The sequence below is a fragment of the Klebsiella sp. D-Nf1 genome (assembly GCF_002810515.1).
In the GTDB taxonomy this organism is placed as follows: domain Bacteria; phylum Pseudomonadota; class Gammaproteobacteria; order Enterobacterales; family Enterobacteriaceae; genus Klebsiella; species Klebsiella variicola.
The window spans coordinates 94273-108834 of the sequence record NZ_PIOK01000007.1 but is presented as its reverse complement, the minus strand read 5'-3'; the positions used below and the strand labels follow the sequence as shown (position 1 = coordinate 108834).

15 protein-coding genes are annotated in these 14562 nt (G+C 57.0%); 10 read left to right on the top strand and 5 right to left on the bottom strand.

From position 1 onward, the window contains the following. Positions 1-11: 11 nt before the first annotated feature. Positions 12-791 (bottom strand): pyruvate dehydrogenase complex transcriptional repressor PdhR, encoded by a 780-nt coding sequence (gene pdhR, locus CWM54_RS22985; RefSeq protein WP_002888699.1) that lies wholly within the window; start codon positions 789-791, stop codon positions 12-14. Positions 792-1435: 644 nt separating this feature from the next. Here pdhR and aroP point away from each other — a divergent pair. The 3 genes from aroP (at position 1436) to CWM54_RS22970 (ending at position 5347) form a co-directional block, all read left to right on the top strand. Continuing rightward, positions 1436-2806, top strand: coding sequence for an aromatic amino acid transporter AroP (aroP, locus tag CWM54_RS22980; protein WP_061155747.1), 1371 nt, complete (start codon positions 1436-1438; stop codon positions 2804-2806). A gap of 184 nt (positions 2807-2990) precedes the next feature. Next, entirely contained in the window at positions 2991-4397 is a 1407-nt protein-coding gene (locus CWM54_RS22975) for a glycoside-pentoside-hexuronide (GPH):cation symporter (protein WP_100631618.1), read from the top strand. Continuing rightward, positions 4397-5347 carry a family 43 glycosylhydrolase gene (locus CWM54_RS22970; protein WP_100698602.1) on the top strand — a complete coding sequence of 317 codons (951 nt, stop codon included), beginning with the start codon at positions 4397-4399 and terminating at the stop codon, positions 5345-5347. Before CWM54_RS22975 ends, CWM54_RS22970 begins: the two co-directional genes overlap by 1 nt. A gap of 120 nt (positions 5348-5467) precedes the next feature. Here CWM54_RS22970 and ampE read toward each other — a convergent pair whose 3' ends face one another. Both ampE and ampD read right to left on the bottom strand, forming a co-directional pair. After that, positions 5468-6322 (bottom strand): beta-lactamase regulator AmpE, encoded by an 855-nt coding sequence (gene ampE, locus CWM54_RS22965; protein WP_061155750.1) that lies wholly within the window; start codon positions 6320-6322, stop codon positions 5468-5470. Beyond that, the gene (gene ampD / locus CWM54_RS22960) at positions 6319-6882 is read right to left on the bottom strand and encodes a 1,6-anhydro-N-acetylmuramyl-L-alanine amidase AmpD (protein WP_008807417.1); all 564 of its coding nucleotides are present in this window, start codon (positions 6880-6882) and stop codon (positions 6319-6321) included. Before ampD ends, ampE begins: the two co-directional genes overlap by 4 nt. A 133-nt stretch (positions 6883-7015) precedes the next feature. Here ampD and nadC point away from each other — a divergent pair, with 133 nt between their 5' ends. The 4 genes from nadC (at position 7016) to hofC (ending at position 11113) form a co-directional block, all read left to right on the top strand. Further along, complete coding sequence (gene nadC, locus CWM54_RS22955; RefSeq protein WP_061155751.1) at positions 7016-7909, top strand: carboxylating nicotinate-nucleotide diphosphorylase; 894 nt, start codon at positions 7016-7018, stop codon at positions 7907-7909. A 181-nt stretch (positions 7910-8090) separates the two neighbouring features. Further along, positions 8091-8522, top strand: a complete 432-nt coding sequence (gene ppdD / locus CWM54_RS22950) for a prepilin peptidase-dependent pilin (protein WP_100698600.1) — start codon at positions 8091-8093, stop codon at positions 8520-8522. Between the two features lie 10 nt (positions 8523-8532). Beyond that, positions 8533-9918 carry a type II secretion system protein GspE gene (gspE, locus tag CWM54_RS22945; RefSeq protein ID WP_100681612.1) on the top strand — a complete coding sequence of 462 codons (1386 nt, stop codon included), beginning with the start codon at positions 8533-8535 and terminating at the stop codon, positions 9916-9918. Then, complete coding sequence (gene hofC, locus CWM54_RS22940) at positions 9908-11113, top strand: protein transport protein HofC (protein WP_100681613.1); 1206 nt, start codon at positions 9908-9910, stop codon at positions 11111-11113. Before gspE ends, hofC begins: the two co-directional genes overlap by 11 nt. A 36-nt stretch (positions 11114-11149) precedes the next feature. Here hofC and CWM54_RS22935 read toward each other — a convergent pair whose 3' ends face one another. Next, positions 11150-12193, bottom strand: a complete 1044-nt coding sequence (locus CWM54_RS22935; protein WP_008807421.1) for a GMP reductase — start codon at positions 12191-12193, stop codon at positions 11150-11152. A 343-nt stretch (positions 12194-12536) separates the two neighbouring features. Here CWM54_RS22935 and coaE point away from each other — a divergent pair, with 343 nt between their 5' ends. The 3 genes from coaE to yacG are packed head-to-tail and all read left to right on the top strand — an operon-like array spanning position 12537 to position 14104. Further along, positions 12537-13157: a dephospho-CoA kinase gene (coaE, locus tag CWM54_RS22930; protein ID WP_061155756.1), complete on the top strand. Its 621-nt coding sequence runs from the start codon at positions 12537-12539 to the stop codon at positions 13155-13157. Then, positions 13157-13900 carry a cell division protein ZapD gene (gene zapD, locus CWM54_RS22925; RefSeq protein ID WP_061155757.1) on the top strand — a complete coding sequence of 248 codons (744 nt, stop codon included), beginning with the start codon at positions 13157-13159 and terminating at the stop codon, positions 13898-13900. Before coaE ends, zapD begins: the two co-directional genes overlap by 1 nt. Positions 13901-13909: 9 nt before the next feature. Next, entirely contained in the window at positions 13910-14104 is a 195-nt protein-coding gene (gene yacG, locus CWM54_RS22920; RefSeq protein ID WP_061155758.1) for a DNA gyrase inhibitor YacG, read from the top strand. A 54-nt stretch (positions 14105-14158) separates the two neighbouring features. Here the strand turns inward: yacG and mutT are convergent, their stop codons facing one another. Next, complete coding sequence (gene mutT / locus CWM54_RS22915; protein ID WP_061155759.1) at positions 14159-14551, bottom strand: 8-oxo-dGTP diphosphatase MutT; 393 nt, start codon at positions 14549-14551, stop codon at positions 14159-14161. Positions 14552-14562: the final 11 nt, after the last annotated feature.

Below are 14562 nucleotides of genomic sequence, written 5' to 3'. Positions count from 1 at the left end.
AAAAATGGCGCTTAAGAACCGGAGTTCTCGTCCTTTCGTTGCTGTAAACGACGCAGTGAGCGTTCTCTACGACTCTGCTCACGGCTACGGTCCAGCAAAATTTCCTCAATGAACGCCAGGTGACGGTGCGACGCCTCACGCGCCTGCTCCGGCTCCCCGGCCATTATCGCCTCGAAAATGCGAGTACGATGGTTGCTGACCAACGGGAGCATCTCCCGGCGGGCATACAGCAATTCAAAGTTCTGACGAACGTTTTGTGCCAGCATCGGCTCCATACACCTTAGCAGATGGAGCAAAACCACATTGTGTGCCGCCTCGGTGACGGCGATTTGATACTGGACGACGGCGCCGGACTCAGCGTCCAGATCGCCCGACTGCTGAGCGCGTTCAATAGCCTGATGCAGCTCGCGGATACGATCGCGATCTTCATCATTGCTGCGCAGCGCCGCGTAATAAGCCGCGATGCCTTCCAGCGCGTGACGGGTCTCTAGCAGATCGAATTGGGATTCAGGGTGATCGGACAGCAGCTCGACCAGCGGATCGCTGAAGCTCTGCCACAGGCGGCTCTGAACAAACGTTCCACCTCCCTGACGACGAAGCAACAAGCCCTTGGCTTCGAGGCGTTGAATCGCCTCACGCAGCGAGGGGCGGGAAACGTCGAACTGTTTGGCCAGTTCGCGTTCAGGCGGAAGTTTTTCACCGGGGCGCAAGGTCCCCTCAAGGATCAGAAACTCCAGCTGCTGCTCTATCACATCGGATAATTTTGGTTGGCGGATTTTGCTGTAGGCCATATTCCCTGTCTCTGCCATTAGCCCGGAGTCAATTGGTCTTACCAATTTAAAGTTCGTAGCGCTAAAGTAACAAAGTATTTACCTTCTGTCCATACAGGTTTTGATTGAAATCAGTAAACCACGGACATTTTAACAACCTTACAGAAATAACATTTCAGAAATGTAACCTTGCACAAATGTTACGTTTACTCACAAAGGGGTAGCGTTAACTTTATGGAAACGAAAAATTACGCTATCTGAACCGATTCAACTGCGCCATAAATGAATATAAAATCATTTTAATAGAATAAATAACCACTACAGGGTAGTGCGGCGGAATAATACAGAATATGTCTATTGATGTCTTTTTAGACACATCGTCATCATCCCTTCATAAAGCAGGTGCATTCGGTCGCGCTTAACACTATTCTCCCTCAGACGAAAGGCCTTTTTCTGAATTACCGCACCGCCTTCCGTAAACAAAACAATACAGAAACGGAAGTCGCTAAATACACAAACACAACAATATGTGCGCGACATCACTCAGATAAAACGCGGGCCATTTCGCCCAAATTTTCGCTGGCTATGCTTTCTGGCAGGGACAGCAGTGAAGCAGCAATCTGACGGATGACGTACACAAAAAATAACCACACACGAGGTTTCATATGGAAGGTCAACAGCACGGCGATCGGCTGAAGCGCGGTCTGAAAAACCGCCACATTCAGCTTATCGCGCTGGGCGGGGCTATCGGCACCGGCCTGTTTCTGGGGAGCGCGTCCGTCATTCAGTCCGCCGGCCCGGGTATCATTCTTGGTTACGCTATCGCCGGTTTTATCGCCTTTCTGATCATGCGTCAGTTGGGTGAAATGGTGGTGGAAGAGCCGGTAGCTGGTTCATTTAGCCACTTCGCGTATAAATACTGGGGCGGCTTTGCCGGCTTCGCTTCCGGCTGGAACTACTGGGTACTGTATGTCCTGGTGGCCATGGCGGAACTGACCGCCGTCGGCAAATACATCCAGTTCTGGTGGCCGGAAATCCCGACCTGGGCCTCGGCGGCCGTCTTCTTCGTCGCTATCAACGCCATTAACCTGACCAACGTAAAAGTGTTCGGTGAAATGGAGTTCTGGTTCGCGATTATCAAAGTGGTCGCCGTAGTGGCGATGATCCTGTTCGGCGGCTGGCTGCTGTTCAGCGGCAACGGCGGCCCGCAGGCGACGGTTCGTAACCTGTGGGATCAGGGTGGCTTCCTGCCGCACGGCTTTACCGGACTGGTGATGATGATGGCGATCATCATGTTCTCCTTCGGCGGTCTGGAGCTGGTGGGGATCACCGCGGCGGAGGCTGATAATCCGGAGCAAAGCATTCCGAAAGCCACCAACCAGGTTATCTACCGTATTCTGATCTTCTATGTTGGTTCGCTGGCGGTACTGCTCTCCCTGCTGCCGTGGACCCGCGTCACCGCAGATACCAGTCCGTTCGTCCTGATCTTCCATGAGCTTGGCGATACGCTGGTGGCAAACGCCCTCAACGTCGTGGTGCTGACGGCGGCGCTGTCGGTTTATAACAGCTGCGTCTACTGCAACAGCCGTATGCTATTCGGCCTTGCGCAGCAGGGTAACGCGCCGAAAGCGCTGCTCAGCGTCGACAAACGCGGCGTACCGGTAAATACCATCCTCGTCTCTGCCCTGGTGACCGCGCTTTGCGTGCTGATCAACTATCTGGCGCCAGAATCCGCTTTCGGCCTGCTGATGGCGCTGGTGGTCTCGGCCCTGGTCATCAACTGGGCGATGATCAGCCTGGCGCACATTAAATTCCGTCGCGCCAAACAGCAGCAGGGCGTCACCACTCGCTTCCCTGCCCTCTTCTACCCGCTGGGTAACTGGGTGTGTCTGCTGTTTATGGCGGCAGTGCTGGTGATAATGCTGATGACCCCGGGGATGGCGATTTCCGTCTGGCTGATCCCGGTATGGGTTGCGGTGCTGGGCGTGGGCTATCTGTTTAAACAGAAAGCCGCCGCCGCCATAAAAGCACAATAATACATCTCATAAATACTTCTCTTTGCTCTGCGCTCCTCCCTGAATAACGGGCGCAGAGCATTGTTACCTGCTTCACACTTTCCCCTCCATAGCTGATATATCCATATCGTTAACGAGTTCCTGCAACGTATTTCCCTCGATAGCGGCCAATAATTCTCTCCATACTGCAACGGAGAGACCGCACATGGCAGACAATAGACTATCAATAAAGGAAAAGATTGGTTACGGGATGGGTGATGCCGGATGCAATATCATCTTTGGCGCCATCATGCTGTTTGTGAACTATTTTTATACCGATATCTTCGGTCTGGCGCCGGCGCTGGTCGGCGTACTGCTGCTGTCGGTGCGTGTCATCGATGCGGTGACCGACCCGATTATGGGCGCCCTTGCCGACCGTACCCGCAGTAAATATGGCCGCTTTCGTCCATGGTTACTGTGGATTGCCTTCCCCTACGCCCTGTTCAGCGTGCTGATGTTCACTACCCCTGAGTGGACCTATAACAGCAAAGTTATTTATGCGTTTATCACCTACTTTCTGCTGTCGGTAACCTATACCGCGATTAACATCCCCTACTGCTCGCTGGGAACGGTGATGACCGCTGATCCGAAAGAGCGCGTTGCCTGCCAGTCCTATCGTTTTGTGATGGTGGGTATCGCCACGCTGCTGCTGTCATTGACGCTGCTGCCAATGGCCGACTGGTTCGGCGGCGCCGATAAAGCGAAGGGCTACCAGATGGCGATGACCGTGCTGGCCTTTATCGGCATGTGTATGTTCCTGTTCTGCTTCGCTACCGTGCGTGAACGCATACACCCGGCGGTGCAGACGAATGATGAACTGAAAAAAGATCTCAAAGACGTGTGGAAAAATGACCAGTGGGTGCGCATCCTGTTGCTCACGCTGTGCAACGTCTGTCCAGGCTTTATCCGCATGGCCGCCACCATGTATTACGTCACCTGGGTGATGGGACAAAGCACCCATTTTGCTACCCTGTTTATCAGCCTCGGCGTGGTCGGGATGATGATTGGCAGCATGCTGGCGAAAGTCCTCACCGACCGCTGGTGCAAACTGCAGGTCTTCTTCTGGACCAACATCGCGCTGGCGATTTTCTCCTGCGCCTTCTACTTCTTTAATCCACACGCCACCACGCTGATTATGGTGCTCTACTTCCTGCTCAACATCCTGCATCAGATCCCCTCCCCGCTGCACTGGTCACTGATGTCCGACGTTGATGACTACGGAGAGTGGAAAACCGGCAAGCGCATCACCGGCATTAGCTTCTCCGGCAATTTGTTCTTCCTCAAGGTTGGCCTGGCGGTCGCCGGGGCAATGGTCGGTTTCCTGCTGTCATGGTACGGCTACGACGCCGGTGCCAAAGCACAAAGCGCCTCCGCGCTGAACGGCATCGTGCTGCTGTTCTCGGTCATCCCCGGCGTCGGCTATCTGATCACCGCCGGCGTGGTGCGCCTGCTCAAGGTTGACCGCACCCTGATGCGCCAGATTCAGAGCGATTTAGAGAAGCGCCGCAGCAACTACAGCGAGCTGAACGAATACCAGGAACTGAAAACCAGTGAACACGTAAGGAAAGCCTGATGAACAACTGGCCAAACCCCTTTATTGAACAGCGTGCAGACCCCTTTATTCTGCGCCATCTTAGCCACTACTACTTTATTGCCTCGGTGCCGGAATACGACCGGCTGGAGATCCGGCGCGCGACAACCCTTGAAGGATTGCGCGATGCTGAACCAGTGGTGGTCTGGCGCGCGCCGCAAAGCGGGCCGATGAGCCAGCTGATTTGGGCGCCGGAGCTGCATGAAATAGACGGTAAGTGGTATATCTATTTTGCCGCTACCCATACCCACGATCTGGATGCGCTGGGGATGTTCCAGCATCGCATGTTCGTTCTCGAGTGCGCCGACAGCGATCCGCTGACCGGTCGCTGGCAGGAAAAAGGCCAGGTGGTCACGCCTTTCGATACCTTCGCCCTCGATGCCACTACTTTTATCCATCAGGGCAAACGCTGGTATCTGTGGGCGCAAAAATCCCCGCATATTGAAGGCAACTCAAACCTGTATCTTGCTGAAATGGCCAACCCGTGGACGCTAAAAGGCGAGCCGGTCATGCTGAGCAAGCCGGAGTTCGACTGGGAGTGCCGGGGATTTAAGGTCAACGAAGGTCCTGCGGTGCTGGTGCATGGCGATAAGCTGTTCATCAGCTATTCCGCCAGCGCCACCGATGAAAACTACTGCATGGGGTTACTCTGGATCGATCTGCAGGCCGATCCGCTGCAACCGACGAACTGGCATAAAGCCCCGCAGCCGGTCTTTCGTACCAGCTATGAAAACCACCAGTATGGCCCAGGCCATAATAGTTTTACCCAAACGCTGGAAGGAGAAGATGTGCTGGTGTATCACGCGCGGAATTACACCGAGATAGAAGGCGATCCGCTGTATGACCCCAATCGCCATACGCGGTTAAAACTCGTCAGCTGGAGGGAGGACGGGATGCCCGACTTCGGCATCCCGCCGGCGGATACGCTGTAGCGGTTCGCTATGACACCCGCTGGCGCGGGTTCTGCAGGCCGGGTCAGGCGCAGCCGCCACCCGGCAACAAGAGTCCCGCTGGTGCGTGCATCGTGGCAGGCAGAGTGCGGGCTCAGGCCGTTAAACCAGGGTACCGTAAATCGTCAGCAGCGCCATGATCACCACCACCACCAGCGAGGTTTTCTTGGCCATCGATACCGCGGCTTTTGGCGTCGCCACTTTATCCACATGCGGTTCACGGGCCAGGGAATACTGCGCCAGGCGGGTCAATACCTGATACTGCGACGAATGGCGGTCACCTAGCGAGGCAAACCACGCCGGAAGGGCTTTCTCACCATGTCCCACCAGGGCATAGACCACCCCCACCAGACGCACCGGCAGCCAGTCCACGATATGCAAGATACCATCGATTCCGGACTGCAAACGGTGATGCGGCGTCTGGTAGCGCGCCAGCCACGTCTGCCAGGCCCGCAGTACGCTGTAAGCGATAAGCGTCAGAGGGCCCCACGCCCCACCCACGACAAACCAGAAAAGCGGCGCCAAATAGTAGCGATAGTTAATCCACAGCAGCGCATTTTGCAGTTCGCTAAGGTATTCACGCTCATCACAGCCCGGCGGTACGCCGTGGATCAGCGTCAGCTCGCTGGCCATGGCATCGCAGGCTCGACTGTCATTGCGCGACGCCGCTTTCAGATAGGCATGATAATGCAGCCGAACCTTGCCTGCCCCGATGCACAGCAGGCCCAGCAAGATCCAGAACACCAGCAATGGTATGTTAAATAGCTGCCCTTGCAGCAGGCGCTGAATGAGATACACCACCACGACAGCCACCACCGTCATCAGCAGCGTGCCCAGCAGCGAAAAGTGTTTTATCCGGCGGAACACCACCTCCAGCCGATGATCAAGCTGCCAGTGTTCGCCCAGCTTAAACAGCCGTTCGGCGATAAGCACCAGCAGCGTCGTAAACAGCGTCATGAGGTCTCCTTATCTGACGGCGCACTGAGTAGCGCCCGGAATTTTATCCAGTCAAAGGCCGGTCCTGGATCGGTTTTCCGCACGGGCGCGATATCGCTGTGGCCCGCGATGTTTTCGGCAATAGCAGGATAAATCGTGATAAGCAGTTCCGTCACCGCCGCCAGCTGCTGGTACTGCGCATCGGTATACGCCAGGGTATCCGTGCCTTCCAGCTCAATGCCGATGGAAAAGTCATTGCAGCGTTCGCGCCCCTGATAGCAGGAGACCCCCGCATGCCACGCACGCTTATCGAAAGGCACATACTGCACGATTTCGCCATCACGGCGAATCAGACAATGTGCCGAAACGCGCAGATGAGCAATCTCGGCAAAGAAAGGATGCGCATGCGGATCCAGGGTGCCAGTGAACAGCGCATCAATCCACGGACCACCAAATTCACCCGGTGGCAGGCTAATGTTATGCACCACCAGTAAGGAAGGGGCTTCTTCATCCGGACGGCAGTCATGGTGCGGCGAGGGAACCCGACGCGCGCCGACCAGCCATCCCTCGTTCAACTGCATGCGGGATCTCCTTTCGCGAACTCATGCTTCCGGGCCACACGCCGGCCCAAAGGATGAAGTGTGTATGGTACTGAAACGTCGTTCAGGTTAGCATGTTTCCCACTTCTGAATCTTATCTATCTGGAGCTTTATCATGTCGCCTCGTCGTTACAACCCCGACCGCCGCCGTGACGTGCTGCTGGAACGTATTAATCTCGATATTACCGATGCTGTCGCACACTCCCTGCGGGAAGATTTGGGCGGCGAAGTCGACGCCAACAACGATATTAGCGCGCAATTATTGCCGCAGGATGCACACTCCCATGCGGTGGTCATTACCCGCGAAGATGGCGTCTTCTGTGGCAAACGTTGGGTGGAAGAGGTCTTCATTCAGCTCGCCGGTGACGACGTGAACATCACCTGGCACGTGGCCGACGGCGATGCGGTCAAAGCCGATCAGCCGCTGTTTGAACTCGAAGGTCCGTCGCGTATTCTGCTCACCGGCGAACGAACGGCGCTGAACTTTGTGCAAACCCTCTCCGGCGTCGCCAGCGTCGTCCGTCGCTACGTCGACCTGCTGGCCGGGACCAAAACCCAACTCCTGGATACGCGTAAAACGCTGCCAGGGCTGCGTACTGCGCTAAAATACGCGGTACTCTGCGGCGGCGGCGCCAACCATCGACTGGGCCTGTTCGACGCTTTCCTGATTAAAGAAAACCATATCATCGCCTCCGGCTCGATCCGTCAGGCGGTGGAAAAGGCGTTCTGGCTACATCCTGATGTGCCGGTGGAAGTGGAAGTGGAAACCCTGGATGAGCTGGAGCAGGCGTTAAAAGCCGGGGCCGATATCATTATGCTCGATAACTTCACCACCGATCTGATGCGCGAGGCGGTGAAAATCACCGCAGGCCAGGCGGCGCTGGAGGTCTCCGGTAACGTCACCTTTGACACCATCCGCGAATTTGCCGACACCGGCGTCGACTATATCTCTGTCGGTGCCCTGACCAAACATGTGCAGGCGCTCGACCTGTCGATGCGTTTTCGCTAAGCAATTGGCCTTCACGCCTCCGGGCGTGAGGGCCTGAATTTGCGAGCCGACTCGCAGCCGTTCATGCCCACCATGTAATCAAAGTAAAAACCCTGGAATCTGGTTTCCCGGATCGTTTTCGCCTTCTCGCCTGACATCCCGAATCCCGTCACAGTGCTCCTGTCACAACAAGGAGCAACTTATGGATAAACAACGTGGTTTCACCCTGATTGAACTGATGGTGGTCATTGGGATCATCGCTATTCTCAGCGCCATTGGCATCCCGGCCTACCAGAACTACCTGCGTAAAGCCGCCCTCACCGACCTGCTGCAGACCTTTGTCCCCTATCGGACGGCCATCGAACTTTGCGCGCTGGATCATGGCGGCCTGACGGTATGTGACGGCGGCAGCAACGGCATTCCCTCGCCGACAACCACGCGCTACCTCTCCGCCATGAGCGTAGCCAAAGGGGTCGTCACCCTCACCGGCCAGGAAAGCCTGAACGGACTAGGCGTCACTCTGACGCCGACCTGGGATAACGCCGAGGGCGTCACTGGCTGGCAGCGCGTCTGCACCATCACCAGCAACAGCGCCCTTCAGCAGGCCTGCGAAGACGTCTTCCGGGTGAAGTAAGGGAAAACACATGAAAACAGAACAACTGATCCCTCTCTGCCGCCGCTATCACGCCATGCTGCTGCATAGCGACGAGCAGACAATAGCCATTGCGGTGGTCGATACCCCACCGGCGGAGCTGATGGAGGCGCTGCGCTTCGCGACGCAAAAGCGAATCGATATTGAATGCTGGAGCCAGGAACAGATGGACAAGCGCCTGCAGGCCCAGGAAAAGCAGGCGCAACTGGCGCAAAACGCGGGGCCAGAGAATATCGCCGAACGGGTCAACCAGATCCTCGAACAGGCTCTGCGTCAGCGGGCGTCCGATATTCATATCGAACCCACGGAAACGCACTTGCGCATCCGCCTGCGGGTCGATGGCGTCCTTCACGCCCTGCCGTTGCTGGCCCCCGAGCTGGCCGCACCGGTTATCGCGCGACTCAAGGTGATGGCCAGTCTGGATATCGCCGAGCATCGTTTACCACAGGATGGTCAGTTCGCGCTGAACCTCGGCGGTCGACCACTCTCCTTTCGCATCGCCACTCTGCCCTGCCGCTATGGCGAAAAAATTGTTCTGCGTCTTCTGCATCAGGTTGACCAGGCCCTGGATCTGGAGGGCCTCGGGCTCTCCTCTTCCCAGCTGGCGGCCTTTCGCCAGGCGCTGAATCAGCCGCAGGGTCTACTGCTGGTCACCGGCCCTACCGGAAGCGGTAAAACGGTGACCCTCTACAGCGCCCTGCAGGCCAGAAACCAGGAGCAAGTGAACATCTGTAGTGTGGAGGATCCGCTGGAGATCCCCATTGCCGGGATGAATCAGACGCAAATTAATCCGCGTTCCGGACTCACCTTTCACAGCGTACTTCGTGCCCTGTTACGCCAGGATCCGGATATTGTCATGGTAGGCGAGGTCCGCGATGCCGAGACCGCTGAAATCGCGCTCAAAGCCGCTCAGACCGGCCACCTGGTGCTTTCCACCTTGCACACCAACTCCACCAGCGAAACCCTTACTCGCCTGCAGCAAATGGGCATTGCCCGCTGGATGATATCTTCAGCGCTCTCGCTGGTTATCGCCCAGCGCCTGGTCCGCAAGCTGTGCCCCCACTGTCGGCGCAATGTCGGTAGCGCCGCCGACCTGCCGCACAGCCTGTGGCCGCGCCCGCTGCCGCGCTGGCAGGCGGCTGGCTGCGAACACTGTTATCACGGTTATCACGGCAGGCTGGCGCTGTTTGAGGTCATGCCTGTCACCCCCGGGTTACGCCAGGGAATAGTCCAGGGGCTGAATGCCATTGAGATTGAATCTCTGGCGCGAGCCGCGGGGATGATGACGCTTTTTGAAAGCGGTTGTCAGGCTATCGAACAGGGGCTGACCAGCCTTGAAGAGGTGGTGCGGGTGCTGGGGATCCCCCATGGCGACTAAACGTCTCTGGCGCTGGCGCGGTATCGATGCGCACGGCGCCCCGAGCCAGGGGATGCTATGGCAAACCAGTCGTCTGGAGGTGCTGCATCACCTGCAGCAGCAGCATGTCATGCCGCTGGCCGTGCGCCGCTGTGCAGTGAAGTTGAGCCTCTGGCACCCTCGCTACAGTAGCGAAACGATCCGTCAGCTCGCCACCTTGCTGCAGGCTGGCCTGCCGCTGGCGGACGGTTTATCGCTACTGGCGCAGCAGCAACCACACCCGCAATGGCAAGCCCTGCTTGAGGCCCTGGGCCGCGAGCTGGCTCAGGGTGTAGCTTTCTCTACCGCGCTGGCGCAGTGGCCGCAAGCCTTTCCGCCACTTTATCTGGCGATGATTAGCACCGGCGAACTGACGGGCAAGCTCGATATCTGCTGCCTGCAGTTGGCCAACCAACAGCAGGAGCAGCAGCGGCTCGCCGGCAAGGTCAAAAAAGCGCTGCGTTACCCGCTGATTGTGCTCGCCCTGGCGCTGCTGGTGGTGCTGGGGATGCTCTATTTTGTCCTGCCCGAGTTCACCGCCATCTACCAGACGTTCAGTACGCCGCTGCCGCTGTTGACGCGGATGGTCGTTGCGGCAGGCGACATGCTCAGTCGCGGCTGGCCGCTACTGCTGGCCCTTTTCCTGAGCCCGCTGCTGCTCAACCAGCTGGTCCGGCGGCGTAGCGACTGGTTGCTGCGTCGCCAGCGGCTGCTGAACGCGCTCCCTCTCATCGGCCCCCTGCTCGGCGGCCAACAGCTGAGCCTGATCTTCACCGTCCTGGCGTTAACCCAAAGCGCCGGTATTAGCTTTCTGCAGGGGCTGCAAAGTGTGGAAGCAACCCTGTCGTGTCCGCTCTGGCGCCAGCGCCTGGCGCAAGCCCGTGCGCTGATAGCCCAGGGGGAACCGATTTGGCAGGCGTTAAGCCGGTGCGGCGGTTTTACTCCGCTGTGCCTGCAGCTCATCCGTACGGGTGAAAGCGCGGGGGCCCTGGATCAGATGCTGGAAAATCTGGCGCGCCATCATCGAGAGCAAACGCATCAGCGAGCCGACAGTCTGGCTGCGCATCTCGAACCCCTCATGCTGGTGATAACCGGCTCACTGGTCGGCATCCTGGTGGTGGCGATGTATTTGCCTGTTTTTCATCTGGGCGATGCCATTGGTGGGGCGGGAGGGTGAGAAACGCTGGCGCAGCACAGGCGCCAGCGAAGCCGATTACAGGCTATTGAATATCCGGTTCTCTTGTTCCTGAACGCGGATAAAGGTCGTCCGTTTGGTCAGCTCTTTCAGACGCGAAGCGCCAACATAGGTGCAGGCTGAACGCAGGCCGCCAAGGATATCGCGAGCAGTATTGTCCACCGGGCCACGCAGCGGCAGCTTAACGGTTTTCCCTTCCGCCGCGCGGTATTTCGCGACACCGCCCACATGGCGCGTCATCGCCGACTCGGAGCTCATGCCATAGAACAGCATGAATTTTTCCCCGTTCTCTTCAACGATAGTTCCGCCGCTCTCCTCATGGCCCGCCAGCATGCCGCCGAGCATCACGAAATCGGCGCCGCCGCCGAAAGCTTTCGCCACATCGCCCGGCATGGTGCATCCGCCGTCGCTAATGATCTGGCCGCCCAGGCCATGTGCCGCATCAGCGCACTCGATCACGGCGGAGAGCTGCGGATAGCCGACGCCAGTTTTGACGCGGGTAGTGCAGACGGAACCCGGGCCAATCCCGACTTTCACAATATCGGCGCCGGAGAGGATCAGCTCTTCGCACATTTCACCGGTGACCACGTTCCCGGCGATAATGGTTTTCTGCGGCCAGGCTTCACGGGCTTTCGCCACAAACTGCACAAAGTGCTCAGAGTAGCCGTTAGCCACGTCGATGCACACAAAGTTCAGTTGCGGATTCTGAGAGAGGATCTGTTGGGTCTTTTCGAAATCGGCATCGGAAGTGCCGGTGGAAACCATCACATGCTTGAGGACGTCTGCGGATGCGCCCTGTACAAACGCCTGCCATTCCTCAACGGTGTAGTGCTTGTGTACCGCGGTCAGAATACCAAAAGTGGCCAGCGCTTTCGCCATACTGAAGGTGCCGACGGTATCCATGTTGGCCGCAATAATTGGCACACCGGACCAGGTCTGGCCTGAATGTTTAAAAGTGAATTCACGTTCTAGCTCAACATCAGAACGGCTTTTGAGAGTAGAGCGTTTCGGGCGGATAAGAACGTCTTTGAAACCAAGCTTCAGATCTTCTTCAATACGCATGTGCGAATTCCTGGGGTTAATTGCATTATTGTGAGAGCACAACTCCAGTGACGTTATCATACGCACGAATCAGGCCTGCGCAAGACTGCGATTTTCACTTTTTTTACGCTACAATCGTATAAATTTACCTGGTGAATGGAGAAAAAAGCACTTATGCCTTTCCCCGCCAGCGTATTATTTTTAACCATTTGATTTGCTTGATTAAAAGAAACAGAATAGCGGGCGGCGATCCCGGTTGACACGTGACTATCACGATATGATCACTATCACCTCTCCGACGTGCGGCCAGTCATCGCTGTCTGAATGCAAAAAATACGAGCAATCCGTTTCAGGGTCAGAAGATATGGGGTACACAGTCGCGTTAACAGGTGGGATCGGCAGCGGTAAAAGCACTGTCGCCGACGCCTTCGCGCAGCTCGGGGTTAACGTTGTTGATGCCGATGTTATCGCCCGCCAGGTGGTCGAACCTGGCACCCCGGCGCTCCAGGCCATCGCCAGCCACTTTGGGTCGCAGATGATTGCCCCCGACGGCACGCTGAACCGCCGCCTGCTGCGGGAAAAAATTTTTGCTCACGTGGAGGATAAAGCCTGGCTTAACGCGCTGTTACATCCGCTGATCCAGCAGGAAACGCGCCGCCAGATGCAGGCTGCTACCTCCCCTTATCTCCTCTGGGTCGTACCTTTGCTGGTCGAAAACCGCCTGTCCGGCCAGGCCGATCGCGTACTGGTCGTCGATGTGCCAAAAGAAACGCAGATCGAACGCACCATGCTGCGTGACAAGGTCAGCCGCGAACATGCTGAACATATTCTTGCCGCTCAGGCCACGCGCGAGCAGCGCCTGGCCGTCGCGGACGATGTTATTGAAAACACTGGCACGCCGGATGCAGTGGCATCGGATGTTGCCCGCCTGCACGAAAAGTATTTAACGCTGGCATCGCAGGCCGCCTCACAGGAAAACTCGTAATGCATACCCCCGTTCTGTTTGAACATCCTCTTAATGAGAAAATGCGTACCTGGCTGCGCATCGAATTTCTGATCCAGCAGATGGCTTTCCATCCGATGATTGCCACTCATGCCGATGCGCTCCATTTTTTCCGTAACGCCGGCGATCTGCTGGATGTGCTGGAGCGTGGCGAGGTGCGTACCGACCTGGTTAAAGAACTGGAGCGCCAGCAGCGCAAGCTCCAGTCCTGGGCAGAAGTGCCGGGCGTCGATCAGGAGCGTATTAACGAGCTGCGCCAGCAACTGAAACAGTCCTCCAGCACCCTGATGGCCGCGCCGCGTATTGGTCAGTTTCTGCGGGAAGATCGCCTGATTGCGCTGGTGCGTCAGCGCCTGAGTATTCCAGGCGGCTGCTGCAGCTTCGATTTACCGACCCTGCATATCTGGCTCCATATGCCACAGGCGCATCGAGACGAGCAGGTGGCCAGCTGGCTTACCAGCCTCGATCCGCTGGTACAGTCCCTGAACCTGATCCTCGACCTGATCCGTAACTCTGCGCCGTTTCGTAAACAGACCAGCCTCAATGGTTTTTACCAGGATAATGGCGATGATGCTGACCTGCTACGCCTGCGTCTCGATCTGGCTCACCAGCTGTATCCGCAGATCTCCGGCCATAAGAGCCGTTTCGCCATCCGCTTCATGCCGCTGGATAGTGAGTATGGGATCGTGCCGGAGCGCTTTGATTTTGAACTGGCCTGCTGCTAAGGAGATAACATGTCTGAAGAGACCATCGTCAACTGCCCGACCTGCGGCAAAAACGTGGTGTGGGGCGAGCAGAGTCCCTTTCGTCCATTCTGCAGCAAGCGCTGTCAGCTGATCGACCTGGGAGAATGGGCCGCAGAAGAGAAGCGTATCCCCAGCGCGGGCGATCTCTCCGACAGCGATGAATGGAGTGAACAGCAGCCCTGATTTACCGACATGCTAACCCGATATATATATCGGGTTAGCATCGTAGCCTGATGCTCAGCCCTGGGCGATGAGTTTGCTGATAACCGGTTCATTCGCCGGGGGGAACGCCTCTGGATCCAGTGTTTGTCCCGCCATCCACCGCCCCGGCTGCCCCTCTTTCCCCCATGGCTCACCTTGCCAACTTTCCACGAGGAAAAACCACAGCGTAATATGGCGGTCGGGGAACTGATATTCCAGCTTATCAAATAGCGTTGCAGACCTTACCGTAATCCCAACCTCTTCCTGCAGCTCGCGAATCAGTGCCTGCTCCGGCGTCTCATCAGATTCAATCTTCCCCCCCGGGAACTCCAGCTTATTCGCCATATGGGCATCGGCGGCGCGCTGGGTAATAAAGATTTCGCCTTGCGGATTGCGAATTATCCCGACGGCGATTTGCAGTTTTTTCATTGAATCAGCTC